The 20,095-nt window shown below is 71.8% G+C and carries 16 protein-coding genes and 1 pseudogene; 10 read left to right on the forward strand and 7 right to left on the reverse strand.

The window, feature by feature from the left end:
* Positions 1–70: 70 nt before the first annotated feature.
* Both QCD66_RS03895 and QCD66_RS03900 read right to left on the reverse strand, forming a co-directional pair.
* On the reverse strand, positions 71–1,021 hold the full coding sequence (locus tag QCD66_RS03895) for an LLM class F420-dependent oxidoreductase (RefSeq protein WP_375736442.1): 951 nt from the start codon (positions 1,019–1,021) through the stop codon (positions 71–73).
* A gap of 2 nt (positions 1,022–1,023) precedes the next feature.
* The gene (locus tag QCD66_RS03900) at positions 1,024–1,809 is read right to left on the reverse strand and encodes an ABC transporter ATP-binding protein (RefSeq protein ID WP_357534061.1); all 786 of its coding nucleotides are present in this window, start codon (positions 1,807–1,809) and stop codon (positions 1,024–1,026) included.
* Positions 1,810–2,050: 241 nt separating this feature from the next.
* On the opposite strand from QCD66_RS03900, the gene QCD66_RS03905 reads away from it, so the two are divergent.
* Together QCD66_RS03905 and QCD66_RS03910 are read left to right on the forward strand one after the other, a co-directional pair.
* Positions 2,051–3,073, forward strand: a complete 1,023-nt coding sequence (locus QCD66_RS03905) for an ABC transporter substrate-binding protein (RefSeq protein WP_364210857.1) — start codon at positions 2,051–2,053, stop codon at positions 3,071–3,073.
* A 111-nt stretch (positions 3,074–3,184) separates the two neighbouring features.
* A complete protein-coding gene (locus QCD66_RS03910) occupies positions 3,185–4,006 on the forward strand; it encodes an ABC transporter permease (RefSeq protein WP_375736446.1) in 822 nt (273 codons plus the stop codon).
* Between the two features lie 74 nt (positions 4,007–4,080).
* On the opposite strand, the gene QCD66_RS03915 is transcribed toward QCD66_RS03910, so the two are convergent.
* A complete protein-coding gene (locus QCD66_RS03915; RefSeq protein WP_364210863.1) occupies positions 4,081–5,265 on the reverse strand; it encodes an ABC transporter substrate-binding protein in 1,185 nt (394 codons plus the stop codon).
* Between the two features lie 475 nt (positions 5,266–5,740).
* On the opposite strand from QCD66_RS03915, the pseudogene QCD66_RS03920 reads away from it, so the two are divergent.
* From QCD66_RS03920 to QCD66_RS03935, 4 genes and pseudogenes are all read left to right on the forward strand, one after another.
* A pseudogene (locus QCD66_RS03920) lies at positions 5,741–9,098 on the forward strand (nitrate- and nitrite sensing domain-containing protein).
* Positions 9,098–9,511 (forward strand): roadblock/LC7 domain-containing protein, encoded by a 414-nt coding sequence (locus QCD66_RS03925; protein WP_212822939.1) that lies wholly within the window; start codon positions 9,098–9,100, stop codon positions 9,509–9,511. Before QCD66_RS03920 ends, QCD66_RS03925 begins: the two are co-directional and overlap by 1 nt.
* A 77-nt stretch (positions 9,512–9,588) precedes the next feature.
* The gene (locus tag QCD66_RS03930; protein WP_357534052.1) at positions 9,589–9,954 is read left to right on the forward strand and encodes a DUF742 domain-containing protein; all 366 of its coding nucleotides are present in this window, start codon (positions 9,589–9,591) and stop codon (positions 9,952–9,954) included.
* Positions 9,935–10,564 carry an ATP/GTP-binding protein gene (locus QCD66_RS03935; RefSeq protein WP_357534050.1) on the forward strand — a complete coding sequence of 210 codons (630 nt, stop codon included), beginning with the start codon at positions 9,935–9,937 and terminating at the stop codon, positions 10,562–10,564. The genes QCD66_RS03930 and QCD66_RS03935 overlap by 20 nt, the downstream gene beginning before the upstream one ends.
* 81 nt (positions 10,565–10,645) lie before the next feature.
* On the opposite strand, the gene QCD66_RS03940 is transcribed toward QCD66_RS03935, so the two are convergent.
* Positions 10,646–11,734 carry a uroporphyrinogen-III synthase gene (locus QCD66_RS03940; protein ID WP_364210870.1) on the reverse strand — a complete coding sequence of 363 codons (1,089 nt, stop codon included), beginning with the start codon at positions 11,732–11,734 and terminating at the stop codon, positions 10,646–10,648.
* Positions 11,735–12,231: 497 nt separating this feature from the next.
* Here QCD66_RS03940 and rplM point away from each other — a divergent pair, with 497 nt between their 5' ends.
* From rplM to glmM, 3 genes are all read left to right on the forward strand, one after another.
* A complete protein-coding gene (gene rplM / locus QCD66_RS03945) occupies positions 12,232–12,675 on the forward strand; it encodes a 50S ribosomal protein L13 (protein ID WP_357534048.1) in 444 nt (147 codons plus the stop codon).
* Between the two features lie 20 nt (positions 12,676–12,695).
* Positions 12,696–13,175: a 30S ribosomal protein S9 gene (rpsI, locus tag QCD66_RS03950; RefSeq protein WP_407567000.1), complete on the forward strand. Its 480-nt coding sequence runs from the start codon at positions 12,696–12,698 to the stop codon at positions 13,173–13,175.
* Between the two features lie 115 nt (positions 13,176–13,290).
* Complete coding sequence (glmM, locus tag QCD66_RS03955) at positions 13,291–14,643, forward strand: phosphoglucosamine mutase (protein ID WP_364210876.1); 1,353 nt, start codon at positions 13,291–13,293, stop codon at positions 14,641–14,643.
* A 115-nt stretch (positions 14,644–14,758) separates the two neighbouring features.
* On the opposite strand, the gene QCD66_RS03960 is transcribed toward glmM, so the two are convergent.
* Positions 14,759–15,943, reverse strand: a complete 1,185-nt coding sequence (locus QCD66_RS03960) for a pyridoxal phosphate-dependent aminotransferase (protein ID WP_364211021.1) — start codon at positions 15,941–15,943, stop codon at positions 14,759–14,761.
* A gap of 220 nt (positions 15,944–16,163) precedes the next feature.
* Here QCD66_RS03960 and glmS point away from each other — a divergent pair, with 220 nt between their 5' ends.
* Positions 16,164–18,074 carry a glutamine--fructose-6-phosphate transaminase (isomerizing) gene (gene glmS / locus QCD66_RS03965; RefSeq protein ID WP_364210879.1) on the forward strand — a complete coding sequence of 637 codons (1,911 nt, stop codon included), beginning with the start codon at positions 16,164–16,166 and terminating at the stop codon, positions 18,072–18,074.
* Here the strand turns inward: glmS and QCD66_RS03970 are convergent.
* Positions 18,061–19,677 (reverse strand): alpha/beta hydrolase, encoded by a 1,617-nt coding sequence (locus tag QCD66_RS03970; protein ID WP_375735695.1) that lies wholly within the window; start codon positions 19,675–19,677, stop codon positions 18,061–18,063. The genes glmS and QCD66_RS03970 overlap by 14 nt on opposite strands.
* A complete protein-coding gene (locus QCD66_RS03975; RefSeq protein ID WP_357534040.1) occupies positions 19,674–19,967 on the reverse strand; it encodes a type VII secretion target in 294 nt (97 codons plus the stop codon). Before QCD66_RS03975 ends, QCD66_RS03970 begins: the two co-directional genes overlap by 4 nt.
* Positions 19,968–20,095: the final 128 nt, after the last annotated feature.

Below are 20,095 nucleotides of genomic sequence, written 5' to 3' on the forward strand. Positions count from 1 at the left end.
CGCTACCCTTCGTCCGGACATGACCCGACCTGTGCCGGCACCCCGCGTGCAGGCAGCCAGCACGGGTGGGTCACCGCGCCGGGTCGAGCTGGGGGAGCACCTGGTCGGCGATGAGTTCGAGATGGTCGAGGTCGGCCATGTCGATCAGTCGCAGATGTACCCGCGTCGCGCCGATGGCCGCGAACTCGCCGATCCGTTCGACGAGCCTGGCGGGGGAGCCCACCACCGGGTCCTCCGGCGGCAGCGCGCTCTTGACGTGCAGCGGAGCCGCCCGCCGCTCCGCCTCGGCGTCGGTGCGACCGATGGCCACCACGATGCCCGCCGACAGGGTCAGTGGCCGGCGTCCGCTCTCGGCCCGGCCGGTCCGGTCGGCCGCCTCGGTGACCCGCTCGTACGCCTCGGCGGTCTCGGCGACCGACTTGAACGGCATGTTGAACTCGTCGCCGTAACGGGCGGCCAGTTCCGGGGTGCGCTTGGCGCCCCGACCACCGATGATCACCGGCGGGCCGGGCGCCTGGACCGGACGGGGCAGTGCGGGCGCGTCGACCAGTTGGTAGTGGTCGCCGTGGTGGTTGAACCGCCCGTCGGCCGGGGTCGCCCACAGGCCGGTCAGGATCGCCAACTGCTCCTCGAGCCGGTCGAACCGCTCGACGGTGCCCGGGAACGGGATGCCGTACGAGATGTGCTCGCGCTCGTACCAGCCGGCGCCGATGCCGAGGTCGACCCGGCCGCCGCTCATCTGGTCGACCTGCGCCACCTGGATGGCGAACGGCCCGGGCAGCCGGAACGTGACCGAGGTGACCAGTGTGCCGAGCCGGATCCGGCTGGTCTCCCGGGCCAGGCCGGCCAGCGTGATCCACGCGTCGGTCGGGCCGGGCAGGCCGGGGTCGGCACCCATCGACTGGAAGTGGTCGGCGCGCAGGAAACCCTCGAAGCCGCTGTCCTCCACGGCACGCGCGAAGCGGAGCTGGTCGGCGTAGCTGGCGCCGCGGTGCGGCTCGGTGAAGATCGTCACTCGCACGGTCAGCGTCCCCCTACGCCCGCGGCCGCCGGCGGCTCCCGCTCCATCAGGAGTTCGTGCAGGTCGGCGCTGCACCTGGCGACCTCTTCGAGGTGCGCGTTGCGGCCGAGGCTGCGCGGGCGCGGGATGTCGATGTCGACGACCTTGCGGATCCGGCCGGGACGGGGGCTGAGTACGACCACCCGGTCGGCGAGTAGCACCGCCTCGTCGATCGAGTGTGTGACGAAGATGATGGTCGCCTGGTTTTCCATGTGGATGCGCTGGAGTTCGACCGACAACTCCTCCCGGGTGAGCGCGTCGAGTGCGGAGAACGGCTCGTCCATCAGCATCACCTTCGGCGAGCTGATGAGCGATCGGCACAGCGACACCCGCTGTTGCATGCCGCCGGAGAGTTCGTGCGGCAGCCGCTTCTCGAAGCCGGCCAGGCCGGCCAGCTCCAGCAGTTCGTGGGCGCGGTCGACGTATTCGGCCTTGCGCCAGCCGAAGATTTCGACGGGCAGCAGCACATTGTCGAGTACCGAACGCCACGGCAACAGGGCCGGCCGTTGGAAGAGCATCGCGATGTCACGGCGGGCCTTGGTCACCCGCTCGCCGGCCACCTTCAGTTCGCCCCCGGTCACCGGCAGCAGTCCGGCCACCAGACGCAGCAATGTGGACTTGCCGCAGCCGGAACGGCCGACGACGGCGACGAACTCGCCCTGGCGAATCTCGAGGTCGATGCCCCGCAACGCCTCGACGGTTCCGGTGCGGGTGGTGAAGGTTCGGGACACCCCGTGGAGCTCGATCACCCGAGTGGCTCCCATCATCGGATCAATAGCCTGGCCAGGCTAGCCGCATCGGCTGGGAAGCACTAGACGTCTGGGGCTGGCGATTTTGTGGCCGTTCCGCAACCTGATACGCGGGGTGAGCTAATCGTGACCTTCTCGTACGCTGTGCCGCGAACATTCCTCACACCGCGGCACTGGCCACCCCTCGGCGCGGTGCCGACCGGCTCAACAACTCCCCTCTGGTTGGGAAGGAAACGTCTCCATGACAAGGCTCACCCGTACGATCGCCGTTGCGGCGTTGGCCACGGCCCTCGCGGTCGTTTCCGGCTGCAGCGGCTCGAACGAGTCGGACGGCTCCGGGAGCGACGGCTCCCTGGAGAAAGTGACATATCTCACTTCGTTCGGCAATTTCGGTCGTGACTCGTACGCCTGGGTTGCGAAGGACAAGGGGTTCTTCGAAGAAGCCGGCTTCGATGTCGAAATCAAGGCCGGCAACGGCACCGGTGACAACATCAAGAACATCGTGGGCGGTCAGGCCGAATTCACTCCCATCGACCTGACCGGTGGTCTGCTGCAGATGGGTAACGGCCAGGCGAAGGACTTCGTCGCGGTCGCGGCCATCCAGCAGCGTACGATGGCCGCGATCATCGCCCTGGAGGGCGGCGGCATCACCACCCCGAAGGACCTGGAGGGCAAGAAGCTCGCCGACACCCCCGGCTCGGTCGTGCGTAACCTCTTCCCGACGTACGCCAAGCTCGCCGGTGTCGACGCCACCAAGGTGGAGTGGGTCAACGGTCAGGCGCAGACCCTGATCGGGACGCTCGCCGGTGGGCAGGTGGCCGGCATCGGCCAGTTCGTCGTCGGCAAGCCGACCGTCGAGACCGTCGCCAAGAAGCCGGCGGTGGTGCTGCCGTACAGCGACATCATGACCGACCTCTACGGCATGGTGCTGATCACGTCGTCCAAGCTCGCCAAGGAAGACCCGGACAAGGTCCGGCGCTTCACCCAGGCGCTGCTCAAGGGCCTCGAGTACAGCATCACCCACCCCAAGGAGTCCGGCGAGATCCTCAACAAGAACGTCACCACGGCCCCCGCGGCCCCGGCGGCGGCCGAGCTCGAACTGATGGGTGCCTACGTCCGGTCGGCCGGATCGGGTGCCGCGGTCGGTGTGCTCGACAGCGAGCGGGTCGCCCGCAGCATCGCCATCCTCCAGGGCGCCGGCGCCATCCCGCCGGGCCTCACGCCCGAGCAGATCATCGACTTCGACGTCACGCCGAAGTCCTGACCGGACCGTCCCGAAACAGGGGTACGCCCACCGCTCCGCGTCGGTGGGCGTACCCCTCGCGTCACCCCGGCTCCGCGAGCCGGACGAACTGAGGAGTGAAAGATGGCCGAGTTGACCGAGGTCCGGGCAGCCCCGGCAGTGGTCCCGGCACGACGGCGCAAGGGCGGTGGCAGCGCGGCGGTGGTCGGGCTGCCGGCGCTCGGGCTGGTGGTCGCGCTCACCGTCTGGTGGCTCGTCACCTCCGTATTCAACCTGGTCCACCCGGTGGTCCTGCCGCCGCCGCAGGACGTGCTGTCGGCGTTCAACGCCGTCCCCGCGCGGCTGCTCGAAGCGACCCTCGCGACGACCCTGGAGACCGTCATCGGGTTCCTGCTGTCGACCGTCGCGGGTGTCCTCATCGGTCTTGCGCTGGCCAGCTCCCGGCTGGTCGAGCGGATGTTCTCGCCGCTGCTGGTGGCAATCAACGCGGTACCGAAGATCGCGCTCGGGCCGCTGCTCGTCGTCTCGCTCGGCTGGGGGCAGAAGCCGATCCTGACGATGGTCTTCCTGCTGTGCTTCTTCCCGATCGTGCTGTCCACCGCCACCGGTCTCACCTCGACCCCGGCGGACCTCGCCGAACTCGCCCGGTCGCTGGACGCCTCACGCTGGCAGGCGTTCCGCAAGGTACGGCTGCCCGCCGCGCTGCCGCAGATCTTCGTCGGCCTCAAGGTCGCCATGCCGCTCGCCGCGATCGGCGCCGTCATCGGCGAGTTCCAGGCCGGCGAGGGCGGCCTGGGCTACGAGATCGTGCAGACCAGCGGGATCGGCGACAGCGCGACCGCCTGGGCCGCGATCATCCTGATCGCCCTCATGAGCATCGTGCTCTACTTCGCGCTCGTACTGATCGAGCGGCTGGCGCTGCCCTGGGTCCGCGAGACGACCTCGTCACGCTGACGCCGGCACGAACCCGCCGTACGACGCAGCAGGGGCCGCCCCGAACCGGGGCGGCCCCTGCGTGGCACTCACGGTCAGCCGGCGAGCCGCCAGCGGCCACTACGGGCGACCAGCATCGTCAGCGCCTGCGGCATCAGGCCGGAGTGGTTGTCGGGAGTCATCCGGATCGGGCCGGACAGCCCGTCGAACTGTGACGTCTCGAGCACGTCGCGGATGCCGTCCCGGTTCGGGGAACCGGAGTCGCCGTCGCCGGCCAGCACCGAGTCGACCACGAGCTGCAGGGCATCGGCGGCGAACGACGAGATGCCGTCGTAGCCGCCGTACCGGGCGGTGTAGTCCCGGAACCACTGCTTGCGGGCGGCCTTCGCCGGCGTCGTCGCGATGACGTCGTCGATGACCATGGTCTGGGTGAACACCATGGTCGCGCCGTTGGTGGACTCGCTCGCGTTGCCGCCGAAGAACAGCCCGCTCGCGGCGGCGGCGTCGAAGTAGAGCTCACCGTCGAAGTTGGCCTGGCGGGCGGCGGCCGAGGCGGCGAGCGCCTGCTCGGGGCCGGTCCAGACCACCAGCGCGTCGGTGTTGCCGTTGGTGGCCGACCGGACCAGCGACTCGATGTTGGTGGCGTCGGGCTTGACCGCCTGGGCCCGGGTCAGCCGGATGTTGGCCTTCTCCAGCTCGGCGGTCAGGGCCGCCTGGCCCTCCCGGCCGTAACCGTCGTCGGTGTACAGCAGCGCGGTCCGGGCTACGGTCTTGCGCCGCAGTTCGCTGGCGAGCGCGGCGGCACTGTCGGCCGCGTTGAGCCCGAGCTTGAACATGTAGCGGCGCTCGGCCGCCGGCGACGCGATCTCGTTCGCCGGAGCGAGGGCGACCGTGGGCAGCTTGTTGTCGGCGACGGTCGGCAGCGCACCGATCGCGCACTCGCTGCACCCGCCCATGATGACGGCGCTGACCGAAGTGTTCTTCGCGAAGTCGCTGACGTTACGCAGCGACTCGTTGACGTCGGAGCGGTTGTCTTTGGTGTCGACGCGGACCTTGCGGTCGCCGAGCACACCGGACTCGTTGAGCTGCTCGGCCTTGAGCTCGAGCGCCCGCCGGTATGCCTCGCCGTACGCCGACGCGGAGCCGGACAGCTCCAGGTCGGCACCGACGACGATTTCGCGTGTGTCGCGTTCTTCCTGGGTGAACTGGCAGCCGGCGAGCGACGATGCCAGAACGGCCGCGGTGAGCGCCGTGATGCTCACGGAGCGGATGCGCCTCAACTGAATCCTCCATGTTGCGCGGAGATGCCGCGGCGGAGCCGGGAACCATGGCCGATGCCGGTCGACCAGAACCGAACCGCAGTGGATGGAACGTGATGGTCTACCGTACGGTCTGCGCGAAGCCTTCAAACCTGGAGAACCTTGCCAACGGAGGGGTATCCGGGTCAAGCGGCCGACTGTTCGACTCTGGGATAGTGATCCCACGATCTGGCGAGGGGCCCCCGCCGTAGACCATTACTTTGCGGACACATGCCACCACTCTGACGATATCTGAGCTGTTCAGGGCGTTGTGGAAACGAAGGTGTTGAGTGATTCGAATAGGGCTTCGACGGTCTCCGACCGATTCCCGCCCAGTTGAGGCTTCCCAAGACGGGCTGCTTCTGATGAAATCGCGGCCGTGCCGCGTGCGGCGCCATCCGCTGCAGGAGGCAACGGTCGGTAGGTCACACGTAGAGAAAACGACGGAGGCGATGTCGTGAGCACCGGACCTACTAGCCTGCCCGGAAATGGCACGCAGGAGCATGGTGCGCGGCGCCGCCTGTTCCCCCGGCTGAGGGACACCCGGATCCGCTCGAAGCTCGCCCTCATCCTTGTCGTTCCCGTCGCCGCCGTCATGGCCCTGGCGGGAATCCGACTCGTCGACGTCGTCCAGGAAGCGTCCGCCGCCAGCATCGTCCGCTCGCTGACCGCGCTGTCGATCGACGTCTCGGCCCTGAACCACGATGTCCACCAGGAACGGATGGCCGCCGCGGCATTCCTCGCCGCCCCGAACGCGGAGCCCGACGCCTTCAACCTGGCCGTACGCCGCACCGACGAACGGATCAGCGCGTACGAGTCCGAGCGACGGGCCATCGGTGAGGTCCCGGGCTCCGTCGAGGACCGGCTCGACGTCATCGACAGTCACCTCGCCACCCTGACCGCCACCCGCCAGCAGGTCCTCGAGAGCGACGAGATGCCGGTCGCCGAGGTCGTGCTGCGCTACGGCGTGATCCTCACCGACCTGGTGTCGTACACCGACGCGGTCGCGCAGCTCTCCGGTGACGACGGCGTCGGCCGCAGCCTCCGTGCGGTCGCCGCCTTCATCAAGGCCAAGGCCGCCACCGCGGAGGAGCAGGCGGTCGCCTTCGCCGCACTGACCTCCGGGCAGCTCGACGAGGAGCAATACTCGTCCTTCGTGGCCACCCTCACCAGCCAGCAGGAGGCGCTCCTGGCCTTCTCGCTGGCCGCCACCCCCGAGCAGCAGAACCTGGTCGAGTTCACCGTCACCGGTGACGCCGTCGTGCTCGCCGACCAGACCTCCACCGAGCTGACCCGGTCGGTGGGTGGCCAGGCACTGATCACCGCCACCGAAGCCTCGAACACGATCGGCGCGGTCAACGACCTCATGCGGTGGGCCGAGATCCAGCTGGAGACGGACCTCCTGGCGGAGGCCGAGGAGGTCACCGCCACCGTCATCCGGCAGGCCATCACCGAGGCCGTGATCGTCTTCATCACCCTGGTCGTCGCCATCGTGCTGGCCGTGATCCTCGCCCGGTCGCTCAACCGCTCGCTGCGAAAGCTGCGTGAAGGCGCCCTCCGGGTGGCCGACCACGACCTGCCCGACGCCGTCAGCCGGCTGCGTGACGTACGCAGCATCGGCGAGGGCGGTGTCGACGAGATCGTGCGCCAGGTCCGGGACCCGATCAAGCTCGACAACCGCGACGAGGTCGGCCAGGTGGCGTCCGCGTTCAACGTGGTCCACCGGGAGGCGGTCCGGATCGCGGCCGAGCAGGCCGCCCTGCGGACCAGCGTCTCGGCGATGTTCCTCACCCTGGCCCGGCGTAGCCAGACCCTGGTCGACCGCATGATCGGTGAGCTCGACATGATCGAGCGTGGGGAGGAGGACCCGAAGCGGCTGGCCCAGCTCTTCGAACTGGACCACCTCGCCACCCGGATGCGCCGCAACGACGAGAACCTGCTCGTGCTCGCCGGTGCCGACTCGACCGCGCCGCGGCGCGACGACGCCCTGCTGGTCGACATCCTGCGGGCCGCGCAGTCCGAGGTCGAGCTCTACAACCGGATCGAGTTCGGCACGGTCGACACCGACATCTCGGTGTCCGCGCAAGCCGTCAACGACGTCGTACGGCTCGTCGCCGAGCTGCTCGACAACGCGACCCGGTTCTCGCCGCCGCACACCACCGTCGTCGCCGACGCCCGCCGGATCCGTGACTACGTGGTCATCCAGGTCGAGGACCGGGGCCTCGGGCTGAGCGCCGACCAGATGGACTCGCTCAACCGACGGCTGGCCGAACCGCCGACCGTCGACGTGGCGGCGTTCCGGCTGATGGGTCTGGCCGTTGTCAGCCGGCTCGCGCACCGCTACGAGATCCGTGTCGAACTGCGGCGCAACGTCGAGGGCGGCACCGTCGCGCAGGTCACCCTGCCGGCCGCCATCGTCGTGCTGCCCACCCGTGGCCAGCAGGACAACATGCTGCCCCGGCCGCGGCAGCCGCTCGCGGTGGACTCGGCTCCGGCCCCCGCGCCGGCCGCCGGCTCGGGCTGGTCGGACGCGATGGCACCGGTCAACGGGGCCCGTACGTCGTCCGCGACGCTGCCCGACGAGTGGCGCCCGCAGCAGCCCGCCACGTGGGACGCCCCGGCCCAGCCGCGCAGCACCGTCGCGCCGATCACCGCCGCGAACAGCGCCGGGATGCAGCCCGCCGGCACCGAGCCGACCGGGATCCAGCCCAGCCTGGCCCCGCCGGCCCTGCCGGTCCGCACCCCGCAGGCGGCGCCGGCCATCCCACCGGCCATGCCGCCCGCCATCCCGCCGGCACCGTTCGCGCCGGCCGTCCCGCCGGTGTCCGCGCCGCCGAACGTGGGTACGCCGACGGTCGCCTACCCGGCCGTGCAGCAGTCGCTGCCCCGGCGGCCCGAGGGTGGCGTCGTACCGGCCACGCCGCACGCCCTGCCCCCGGTGGCCGGGCTGCCGGCCGGCCCGGTCGCGGGCCTGCCCGCCGGCCCGGGGCGGGCTTCACCCCGACCCCGCCTCCGGCACCCGTCCCGGCCGCCGCGCCGATGACGCCGCCGGTCGCACCGCCGGTCGCGCCCCCCGTGGTGCCGGCCCAGCCGGCCCCGCCACCGTCGAGCGTGCCTCCGCTGCCGCCCCGACCCGAGGACGCGGCCGAGATGCCGATCTTCCGGGAGATGGAGGCGGTCTGGTTCCGCTCGCACGGTTCGGCGTCGACGGAGATCTTCCAGGTGCCGCCGGGCGGCTACGACTCGCCGCCACCGCCGGTCACGCCGCCGGCCGCCAGCGGTCCGGCCGCCGGCCGTGGCGGACCCGTCGGCGGTGGAGCCTTCGGCGGGGCGGGCGACGCGAGCCGGGCACCGCTGCCGGCCCGTACCCCGGCCAGTCGGCGCCACCGCGGAGCGCGGAGTCGTACCAGGCCTACCCGCAGCCGGCCGCCCAGCCGGCGGCCACGCCGCAGCCCGCCGCTCCCGTCGAACAGCCGGCCCCCGCCCAGCCGCTCGCGGCGACGCCGCCGCCGGCCGTACCGCAGCAGCGCGGCGGTGAGTCGGGCTGGCGTACGGCGGCCGACGAGGGCTGGTCCCGGGCCACCCGGGCGGCCGAGCCGGAAGTCACCGACACCACCCGCTCCGGGCTGCCCAAGCGGGTGCCGCAGGCCCAGCTCGTGCCGGGCGGCGTCGAGGCGACCACCAACCGGGAGCGGTCGCGGCGGACCCCGGACGAGGTCCGCGGTCTGCTGTCCGCATACCACCGCGGAGTGCAACGCGGCCGGACCGCCGGCAACGAGCAGTTCGGCAGCACCAATAACAAGGAGACCAGCTGATGAACAGGCCAGCAGCTATGCAGGACATGGGTTGGCTGCTCAGCAATTTCGCCGACAGCGTGGCCGGGATCGCCCACGTGGTCGCCGTATCGGCCGACGGCCTGCTGCTCGCCTCGTCACGCGACCTTCCGGCGGACCGGGCCGACCAGCTCGCCGCCATCACGTCGGGTGTCGTGAGCCTCACCGACGGCGCGTCCCGGATGTTCAGCGCCGGGGGAGTGCTCCAGACGGTCATCGAGATGGACAGCGGTTACCTCTTCCTGATGTCCATCAGTGACGGTTCGTCGATGGCCGTGCTCGCCGCGCGTAGCTGTGACGTCGGTCAGGTCGGGTACGAGATGGCGCTCCTGGTCGAGCGGGTCGGGGCGGCGCTCATCCCGCTGCCCCGCGAAGCAGTCGCGCCGCGGGCCTGAGCGCCGTGACAGCGAACAGTTTCATGACAGTCCGGCAACGGTGACGTCGCACCGGAACACGAGGAGGTGACCGCACGATGGGGCAGCCACGCGAGGATCCGCGCGGGTCACTGGTCAGACCGTATGCGGTCACCCGCGGCCGTACCGAACCCCGCCAGCACATCGCCATCGAGGCGGTGCTGACGGCGACGGCGGCCGCGGTCCAGGAATCCCGGTTCGCCGGGCACGACAAACACCGGATCGCCTCGGTCTGCGAGGGACGCCCGTTGTCCCTCGCAGAGATCGGGGCGTACACCCGCCTGCCCCTGGGGGTGGCCCGGGTACTGGTCGCGGACATGGTGGCCGACGGCCTGCTGACGCTTCACACTCCCGCTTCGACCGAGGTCTACGAGGAGCGGATGGAACTGCTTGAAAGGGTACTTAGTGGACTTCGCAGGCTATGACCCGGCCAGGGCCCAGCCGCAACGGAGCCGGGGGATCACCTCGGCGAAGATCGTTGTCGCGGGTGGCTTCGGCGTGGGCAAGACGACCCTGGTCGGGGCGGTCTCGGAAATCACTCCGCTGACCACCGAGGCCGTGATGACCGCGGCCGGCGTCGGTATCGACGACCCGTCGAAGGTGCCCGGCAAGGAGACAACCACCGTCGCGATGGACTTCGGCCGGATCACCATGGCCGAAGACCTGATCCTCTACCTTTTCGGCACGCCCGGGCAGACCCGCTTCTGGTTCATGTGGGACGAGATCATCCGTGGTGCCGTCGGCGCCGCGGTCCTCGTCGACACCCGCCGCATCGCCGACGCGTTCGCGCCGCTCGACTACTTCGAGAACCGGGGACTGCCGTACGTCGTGGCGCTCAACCACTTCGACGGCGGGGCCCGGTACGCGACGGAGGAGATCCGCGAGGCGCTGGCCATCGCGCCGCACGTGCCGATGGTCACCTGCGACGCCCGGCAGCGGGACTCGGTGAAGTACGTCCTCGTCAACGTCGTCGAGCACGCCATGGCGAGGTTGCGGGCACAGCGCGACCGGGGACACCCGACCCCGGTCGGCTGACCCGCCCGGATCCGGCCCGGCGGCGCGGTCCGTTCGGGTCGGGTCCGCGCCGTCGGGCCGCCGGCGGCGTCCGCCGGCGGTTCAGTCCACCGGCAGGCGGTAGCCGCGCTTCACCACCGTCTGCACCACGCCCGGAGTGCCCAGGCCGGCCCGCAGCCGCGCCACCGCCATCTCCACCGCGTGCTCGTCGGCGCCGCGTGGCAGCGTACGGAGCAGGGCCGACCTCGACAGCACCCGGCCCGGCGTCGCGGCCAGCGCCCGCAGCACCGCCATCGGAGCCGGCGCGAGCGGCCGCAGTTCGCCGTTCATCACCGCCGCATGCCCGCGCAGGACCAGCGTGTGCCCGCCGACCTTCAGCCGGATCGCCCGCTGGGGAAGCTCGTCGACCAGGGCGTGCACCAGCGCGGCCGGATGCGCCCTGCCCGGTGTCACGACCGGCACCCCGTGCTGGCGCAGCGGTGCCGCCGTCACCGCCCCGACGCAACTCGCCAGCACGTCGGACCGCAGCGCGTCGAGTACGGCGTCGCCGTTCGCGCCGGCGGCCCGTAGCAGCGCGTCCACGGCCGGCGCCGACGTGAACGTGACCGCGTCGACGAGCCGGCCGGTGACGAGGTCGACCAGCCGGTGCAGCGGGGCCGGGTCGACCGGCGGCGCCCAGCGGTAGACCGGCACCTCGATCACGACGGCCCCGGCGGCCTCCAGGGCGGCGGTCTGCTCCGGTTGCCGTTCGCCGTGCAACTGCATCGCCACCACCCGGCCGGCGATGCCCCGCCGGCGCAGGTGCTCGACGATCTCGTCGTGCCCCTCCGAACCGGGGGACCACCCGACCCGCAGCCCGGCCGCCCGGACCGCGCGTCCGGCCTGCGGGTCGCGGGTCACGACGTGCGCCGGCCCGAGTACGGTGCGCAGCGGCTCGCCCAGCCCCCAGCCGTCGGCCGCCTCCAGCCAGCCACGCATCCCGATCCCAGTGTTGACGATGACGATGTCGGGCGGGCTGTCCAGGCAGGCCCGGGTGGCGGCCCGCAACTCGGTGTCGTCGGCGAGCGGCACGATGCGCAGGGCCGGTGCGAGCACCACCCGGGCCCCGTGGCGTTCGAGCATGGTGGCCAGGTCGTCGCGGCGGCGGTGGGCGGTGACGCCGATGGTGAACCCGGCGAGTTCGTCGCTCACCGCCGGGCCACCGGCCGGCTGGTGACCCGGGCGCCGGCGGGGATCGCCGGCCGGGCGGCCGTCACCGGGCACGTCCTCGACCCTGGCGGGGTCTTCCGCCGCTGGCAGGTGCGGTACGCGCTGACGCCCCGGCCGCTCCGGCCCGGCCGCGTCGCAGCGTGTGCACTGCCTGTCATGACGGAAGCGTGCCGCCGGGCGGTTTCGCTGGAGCGTCCCGATTGTTTCGCGCCTGCTAAGAGCGGTGTCCGGTGGCCGGCCGCGCGGGGCGGACGGGTAGGGTTCGGCGGGCGGTCCCCGTTTTGACCGTGCGTTGTACCACCGGGTATCGTTGCCTGCTGTTGTGCGACAGCCGTTTAGGCGTACCCCCCGGTACGCTTGTCGTCCGTGTGATCTGGGTGCGTGTGATCCGTACCGCGTCATTCGTGCGATTCATGCCTGGCGCGCGGTCAACACAGCGCTGACGAGAACCCAGACCGACGACGAGACAAGGTAGACCTGTGCGTACGTACAGCCCGAAGCCGGGTGAGATCGAGCGTCAGTGGCACGTCATCGACGCCTCTGATGTCGTGCTGGGCCGTCTGGCCACCCACGTCGCCACGTTGCTGCGTGGTAAGCACAAGCCCACTTTCGCGCCGCACGTTGACACCGGCGACTTCGTCGTCGTCGTCAACGCCGGCAAGGTCGCTCTGACCGGCAACAAGCGGCAGACCAAGGTGGCCTACCGCCACTCGGGTTACCCCGGTGGTCTGAAGCAGGTCGGCTACGACGAACTGCTGACCAAGCGCCCCGAGCGGGCCATCGAGCTGGCCGTCAAGGGCATGCTCCCGCACAACCGGCTCGGCCGGCAGCTGATCAAGAAGCTGAAGGTCTACCCTGGTGCCGAGCACCCGCACCTCGCGCAGCAGCCGGTGCCGTTCGAGATCAAGCAGATCGCGCAGTGAGCGCGGACGAAGGAAGCAGCATGACCGACACCACCGCGCCCAGCCCGACGGCCGTCGCCGAGGCAGTGGTGCCCGCCACGACTGCCGCCCCCGTTGCGCGGGCGCCGCGCGGCGACCGCCCGATCCAGACCGTCGGCCGCCGCAAGGAGGCCATCGTCCGGGTCCGGATCGTCCCCGGCACCGGCAAGATCACCTGCAACGGGCGCGACCTCGAGGCGTACTTCCCGAGCAAGGTGCACCAGCAGCTGATCAGGGAGCCGCTGGTGACCGCCGAGAAGACCGAGATCTTCGACGTGATCGCCAACCTGCGTGGCGGCGGCATCACCGGCCAGGCCGGTGCGCTGCGGCTCGCCATCGCCCGCGCGCTGTGCGCGAACGACCTCGACGACCGGCCCGCCCTGAAGAAGGCCGGCTTCCTCACCCGGGACGCCCGGGTCAAGGAAAGCAAGAAGTACGGTCTCAAGAAGGCCCGTAAGGCGCCTCAGTACTCCAAGCGCTGATCCGTTCAGCGCACTTGTACCTCTGACGGACGGTCGGGTCCGCCCCCCATTTTGGTGGCGTACCCGGCCGTTTCCGTTTTCTCTCTCATCGTTGGTGCTTCCGGAGGTCTCACGCATGGGTCGGTTGTTCGGCACGGACGGGGTACGCGGGAAGGCGAACGCCGACCTCACACCCGAGTTGGCGCTCGCGATCGCCGTCGCCGCGGCGCACACCCTCGCCGAGTCCGACCGCAGTCACGCTCCGCTGGCGGTCGTCGGCCGGGACCCGCGCGCCAGTGGCGAGATGCTGGAGGCCGCCGTCGTGGCAGGGCTGGCCAGCGCCGGCGCCAACGTGCTGCGGGTCGGCGTGCTGCCCACCCCCGGCGTCGCCTTCCTCGTCGGCGAGACGAAGGCCGACCTGGGTGTGATGCTGTCGGCGTCGCACAACCCGATGCCGGACAACGGGATCAAGCTGTTCGCCGCCGGCGGCCACAAGCTGCCCGACGAGGTCGAGATGCGGATCGAGGCCGCGATCGAGGCCAACGCCGCCACGGCCTGGGACCGCCCCACCGGCGCCGGTATCGGCCGGGTGCACGACCTGCTGGACGGAGCCGACCACTACGTACAGCACCTCGTCGGCTCGGTGCCGCACCGGCTCGACGGCCTCAAGGTCGTCGTCGACTGCGCCAACGGCGCGGCCGCGGACATCGCGCCGGTGGCCTACAAGGAGGCCGGCGCCGAGGTCATCGCGATCCACGCCGAACCCGACGGGCTCAACATCAACGACGGCTGCGGGTCCACCCACCTCGACGTCATCCGGGCCGCCGTGGTCGAGCACGGCGCGCACCTCGGCCTCGCCCACGACGGCGACGCCGACCGGTGCCACGCGGTGACCGCCGACGGCGAGGAGGTCGACGGCGACCAGATCATGGCGATCCTGGCGCTGGCCATGCGCGAGGCTGGGACGCTGACCGACGACACCCTGGTCGCCACCGTGATGAGCAACCTCGGTCTGCGTCTCGCCATGTCGCGCGAGGGCATCCGGCTGGTCGAGACCCGGGTCGGCGACCGCTACGTCCTGGAGGAGCTGCGCGCCTCCGGGCTGGCGCTCGGCGGCGAGCAGAGCGGCCACATCATCGTGCCCGCGTACGCCACCACCGGCGACGGGGTGCTGACCGGGCTGCACCTGATGTCGCGGATGGCCGCCACCGGCCGGTCGCTGGCCGACCTGGCGTCGGTGGTGACCAAGCTGCCCCAGGTGCTGGTCAACGTGCCGGTCGGTGACCGTACCGTGGGCGCGACCGCGCCGGCCGTGGTGGCCGCGGCGGAACGGGCCGAGGCCGAGCTGGGGGAGACCGGTCGGGTTCTGCTGCGCCCGTCGGGCACCGAGCCGCTGGTGCGGGTGATGGTCGAGGCGGCCAGCGAGGAGACCGCCCGCGAGGTGGCGGAGCGGATCGCCGCCGAGGTCCGCCAGGCCAGCCCGGCCTGATCCCGCATCAGGGTTGCGCGTTGATCAAGGAGTAGTTGCGCGACAAACGTCGTGTGACGGGCACGCTTTGTCCTTGATCAACGCGAAACCCGGGCGTGCGGGCGGCAGGGCACGTTCAGTGCGCCATGCCGCGTAGGCGGGTGACCGCCTCGGTGAGCACCGTCGGGCGTTTGCAGAACGCGAAGCGGACCAGATGCCGGCCCGCCGCCACGTCGTCGTAGAAGACCTGGGTCGGTACGGCGACCACGCCGCAGCGGTCCGGCAGCGACCGGCAGAACTCGACGCCGTCGTGACCGCCCAGCGGGGTGATGTCGGTGGTGATGAAGTAGGTGCCCTCGGACGGCAGCACCCCGAAGCCGGCGTCGACCAGCCCCTCGGCGAGCTGGTCACGCCGTGCCTCGAGGTCGGCCCGGAACCCCTCGTAGTAGCTGTCGGGCAGGCCGAGCGCCACCGCGACCGCGGGTTGCAGCGGGCCGCCGTTGACGAAGGTCAGGAACTGCTTGACCCGCATCACGGCGGAGACCAGCGCGGCCGGACCGCTGACCCAGCCGATCTTCCAGCCGGTGCACGAGAAGGTCTTGCCCGCCGACGAGATCCGCAGCGTGCGCTCGCGCATGCCGGGCAGGGTGGCCAGCGGGACGTGCGCCGAGCCGGCGTCGGAGAAGACCAGGTGCTCGTACACCTCGTCGGTCACCGCGTATGCCCCGTGTTCCTGGCACAGCGCCGCGATCAGGGCCAGCTCGTCGGGGGTGAAGACCTTGCCGGTCGGGTTGTGCGGCGAGTTGAGCAGCACGAGCCGGGTACGCGGACCGAACGCGGCGCGTAGTTCGTCGGGGTCGAACGCGTACCGGCCGTCGGTGCCGGGGCGCAGCGTCACCGGCCGGCGGACGGCCCCGGCCAGCGCGATCGAGGCGGCGTACGAGTCGTAGTAGGGCTCGAAGGTGACGACCTCGTCGCCGGTCTCGCACAGGCCGAGGATGGCGGCGGCGATGGCCTCGGTCGCCCCGGCGGTGACCAGCACCTCGCCGTCGGGGTCGTAGTCGAGCCCCCAGAACCGGCGCTGGTGGTCGGCGACGGCGGCGCGCAGTGCGGGGATGCCGGGTCCGGGCGGGTATTGGTTGTGGCCGGTGCGCAGCGCCTCGGCCGCGGCGGCGAGCATCTCCGGCGGCCCGTCGGTGTCGGGGAATCCCTGGCCCAGGTTGACCGCGCCGGTGCGCACCGCCAGCGCCGACATCTCCGCGAAGATCGTCGTGCCGAACGGGCGCATCCGTCGCACCAGCGGGTCGGTGCCGGCTGCGATGCTCACCGGACCACCCTAGACGTGCCGGTCAGCCCCGTCGATGCTCTGCCGTACGACCGCGACGGACCGCACGCCGGTGTCGGGCCGGTTGCTCCCGGGATCGTCCGGACCGGCCCCGCCGCGAGGCGTGTCCCCCGATGCCCGCCTCAATCAAGTCAGGTGATTGATAGCCTCACTTTCGAGCAACCATGGTGAGTGATTCTCCGCTACGCTGCTGCCCATGTGTGGAATCGTGGGGTACGTCGGCGCCCGTCCGGCGCTGAGCATCGTGCTGGACGGCCTGCGGCGGCTGGAATACCGCGGCTACGACTCGGCCGGGGTGGCGGTCGTCTGCGAGGGCGAACTGCTGACCGAGAAGCGGGCCGGCAAGCTGGCCAACCTGGAGAAGGCGCTCGCCGAGCGGGGCATCGCCGACCCGGACGGCACCGGGCCGGTCCTCGGCATCGGTGACGGCACCACCGGCATCGGGCACACCCGGTGGGCCACCCACGGCGGCCCGACCGACCGCAACGCCCACCCGCACGTGGCCCGCGACGGCCGGGTCGCCGTCATCCACAACGGGATCATCGAAAACTTCGCGAAGCTGCGGGACGAGCTGGAGGCCGAGGGCGTCGAGTTCGCCAGCGACACCGACACCGAATGCGCCGCGCATCTGCTCGCCGGCGCGCTCGCCGAGCTGCGCGCCAGTGGGGCGCCGGAGGGGCCGCAACTGCTCGCGGCCGCCATGCGGCAGGTCTGCGTCCGGCTGGAGGGAGCCTTCACCCTGCTCGCCGCCGACGCCGCCATTCCCGGCGCGGTGGTCGGTGCGCGGCGCAACTCGCCGCTGGTCGTCGGTCGTGGGGCAGGGGAGAACTTCCTGGCCAGCGACGTGTCGGCGTTCATCGAGCACACCCGCGACGCGGTCGAGCTGGGCCAGGACCAGGTCGTGCTGATCACCGCGGACAGCATCGACATCACCGACTTCGACGGCCATCCGGCGACCGGCAAGGACTTCCACATCGACTGGGACGCGTCGGCTGCCGAGAAGGGCGGCTACGACTACTTCATGCTCAAGGAGATCGCCGAGCAGCCGCAGGCGGTCGCCGACACGCTGCTCGGCCGGCTCACCGAGACCGGCGAGATCATGCTCGACGAGGTCCGCCTCAGCGACCAGGACCTGCGCGACGTCGACAAGGTCTTCATCGTCGCCTGTGGCACCGCCTACCACTCCGGGCTGGTGGCGAAGTACGCGATCGAGCACTGGACCCGCATCCCCTGCGAGGTCGAGCTGGCCAGCGAGTTCCGCTACCGCGACCCGGTGCTCGACCGGTCGACGCTGGTGGTGGCGATCTCGCAGTCCGGCGAGACGATGGACACCCTGATGGCGCTGCGGCACGCCAAGGAGCAGAAGGCCCGGGTGCTGGCGATCTGCAACACCAACGGCTCCACCATTCCGCGCGAGTCCGACGCGGTGCTCTACACCCACGGCGGGCCGGAGATCGCGGTCGCCTCGACCAAGGCGTTCCTCACCCAGCTCGTGGCCTGCTACCTGATCGGTCTCCACCTGGCCCAGGTGCGTGGCGTCAAGTACGCCGACGAGGTGGCCGCCGTCGTCGCCCAGCTCCAGGAGGTGCCGGACAAGCTGCGTACGGTGCTCGGCGCGATGGAGCCGGTGCGCGAGCTGGCCCGGGAACTGTCGACCGCCGGGACGGTGCTCTTCATCGGCCGGCACGTCGGCTACCCGGTCGCCCTGGAGGGCGCGCTGAAGCTCAAGGAACTGGCGTACATGCACGCCGAGGGGTTCGCCGCCGGTGAGCTGAAGCACGGCCCGATCGCCCTGATCGACCAGGGCACCCCGGTGATCTGCGTAGTTCCGTCGCCGGCCGGCCGGAGCGTGCTGCGCGACAAGATCGTCTCGAACATCCAGGAGGTACGCGCCCGGGGCGCCCGCACCATCGTGATCGCCGAGGAGGGCGACGAGGCGGTCCTGCCCTTCGCCGACCACGTGATCTACGTGCCGCGTACGCCGACGTTGCTCGCGCCACTGGTCACCAGCGTGCCGCTCCAGGTCTTCGCCTGCGCGGTCGCCGACGCCCGTGGGCACGACGTCGACCAGCCCCGCAACCTGGCCAAGTCGGTCACGGTGGAGTAGCCGGCAGCCGGCCCGCGTCGCCGAGCGCGATGCGGGCCATGGCGTCCAGCGCCCGGTTGTCGTGGTCCCAGTAACCGGTGTGCCCGTTCGGGTCGCTGGCGAAGACCCGCGCGCCGAAGTCGCGGTCGCTCGGATCGTGGCCGAACCACAGGTCGTCGCCGGGGCGGCTGAACGCCAGCACCGGCCCGATGCCCGGCAGCGCGACGCCGAGCGCCAGGTCGCCGGCGAGCGCGCCGACCGAGGGGACGTAGCGGATCACGTCGTTGCCGGCCGTGCTCGCCCACACCCGCCCGGCCGGCAGCCCGAGGTCGCGGGCGTGATCCACGCCGACCCCGGGGGAACCGACGAGCACCAGGTCGTCGGCGGCGAGTCCGTGGTCGCGGGCGGCGGATCCGACCACCAGCGACCCGTAGCTGTGCCCGACCACCGTCTGGTGGGCGGGACCGCCCTCGTGGCTGGCCCGCAGCCCCTCCTGGAACCGGTGCAGCGCCGGACCGGCGTCGTGGGCGTACGACGCGCGGTGAGCCTCGTGCACGAAGTCCGGTGCGTCGTAGTCGAGCCACAGCACGGCCGCCGCGGGTTGGTCCGGGGCGAGTTCGGCGGCCCGGGCCAGGATCCGCTCGGCCCGGCCCAGCTCGCCGTCGGCGCTCGGCAGGTCGGAGGTCATTCCCGGCACGTAGGTGACCACATGGTCGGCGCGGTCGGGGTCGCCGAGCGCCACGACGGTCCGGCCGTCGCCGGCCGGGTCCAGGCCGAGCAGGTAGGCCCGGGGACCGCTCTCGGCGACGAGCCGCGCCTCGATCGCGTCCAGGCCGCCGAGAATCGCGGCGATCCGCAGGCCCTCCAGATGGTTGCCGGGCAGCCGGGGCCAGGTGGCCAGCAGTTCGGCCCGGCGGGCGAGCAGGTCGGCCCGCAACTGCGGCAGGAGCAGCCGGTTGGCCTGGTCCCGCATCGCCACCGGCACCCCGTCGAGGCCACCGACCAGCGCCGGCTCGTGCCGTACGAGCCAGCGCCGCTGGGCCGGGGAGAGACCGTCCCACCACCTGCGTACGGCGGCCGGATCGGCGTCGCCCGCCGGGCGGTCCGGGGGCGGCTCGGTCGTCCACCCGGTCACCGCCGCGGTGGCGAGGCCGGTGAGCCGCCCGGCCGCCTCCCGGTCGGCCCGCGTGGCGAGTTCCAGCGCGGCGCGGATCTGCGCACCGACCCGCAGCACGGCCGCGCCGGCCCGCGGGTCGACCTGCGGCACGGCGGGATCGAGCGACACGTCGCCGTGCCGGTCGATCAGTACCCGGTTCATGGCGGCACCGCGTACGGCGTCGTCGAGCAGCGCCTTGGCCCGGACCAGCAGGGCGGCGAACTCGGCCAGGATCTGGTCGATCTCGACCAGGGCCGGCGCGGCGGCCTCGACCGCGCCGCGCAGCGTGTCGAGCCGCGTCCCGGCCGTGCCGGCGGCCGGCCCGGCCCAGCTGTCGGCCAGCGCCGACCGGGTTCGGGCCACCTCGGCCGCCCGCCGCCGCACCATGGCGTCGAGCCCGCGCCAGGCCGTCCCGGCGGCCCGCCACGCGGTCGGGTCGGCGGCCCAGAGTTGCGCGTAGCCGATCATCCGATGCCGGCCATGCGTCGCGCCGCCCGGTCGTCGGCCGCCTCGTAGCCGTCGGCGGACCGCCGCAGGGCGTCGGCGGTGTCCGCCGCCCGGCCGCCCAGCACCGTCGTCGACCGGTGGACCGCCGCCTCGACCTGCGCCAATGCGGCGGCGGTGGCCCAGCCCGGGGCGGTGACGACCAGCCCCGGAGTCGTGCCGAGCCCCTGACCGAGCCGGTGGGCCGTGGCGCTGAGGTCGCCGCCGGCCCGGCGCAGGGCGGCGATCCGCACCCGGATGGAACCGTCGGTCATGCGTCCTCCCCGGACCTCGTCGTCCCCACGGACCTCGTTTGTTCCCACGGACCTCGTTTGTTCCCGCGGACCTCGTCGTCCCGCGGACCCCGTCGTCCCCGCGGACCTCGTCGGCGTCGACGCTAGGC

The sequence above is a fragment of the Polymorphospora sp. A560 genome (assembly GCF_045781765.1).
Lineage (GTDB): Bacteria > Actinomycetota > Actinomycetes > Mycobacteriales > Micromonosporaceae > Polymorphospora > Polymorphospora lycopeni.

Coding starts and splice junctions, on each gene's coding strand:
- QCD66_RS03905 (WP_364210857.1), top strand. CDS start 2,051: ATGACAAGGCTCACCCGTACGATCGCCGTTGCGGCGTTGGCCACGGCC.
- QCD66_RS03925 (WP_212822939.1), top strand. CDS start 9,098: ATGAACAGGCCAGCAGCTATGCAGGACATGGGTTGGCTGCTCAGCAAT.
- QCD66_RS03930 (WP_357534052.1), top strand. CDS start 9,589: ATGGGGCAGCCACGCGAGGATCCGCGCGGGTCACTGGTCAGACCGTAT.
- rpsI (WP_407567000.1), top strand. CDS start 12,696: ATGACCGACACCACCGCGCCCAGCCCGACGGCCGTCGCCGAGGCAGTG.
- glmM (WP_364210876.1), top strand. CDS start 13,291: ATGGGTCGGTTGTTCGGCACGGACGGGGTACGCGGGAAGGCGAACGCC.
- glmS (WP_364210879.1), top strand. CDS start 16,164: ATGTGTGGAATCGTGGGGTACGTCGGCGCCCGTCCGGCGCTGAGCATC.
- QCD66_RS03970 (WP_375735695.1), bottom strand. CDS start 19,677: ATGATCGGCTACGCGCAACTCTGGGCCGCCGACCCGACCGCGTGGCGG.
- QCD66_RS03975 (WP_357534040.1), bottom strand. CDS start 19,967: ATGACCGACGGTTCCATCCGGGTGCGGATCGCCGCCCTGCGCCGGGCC.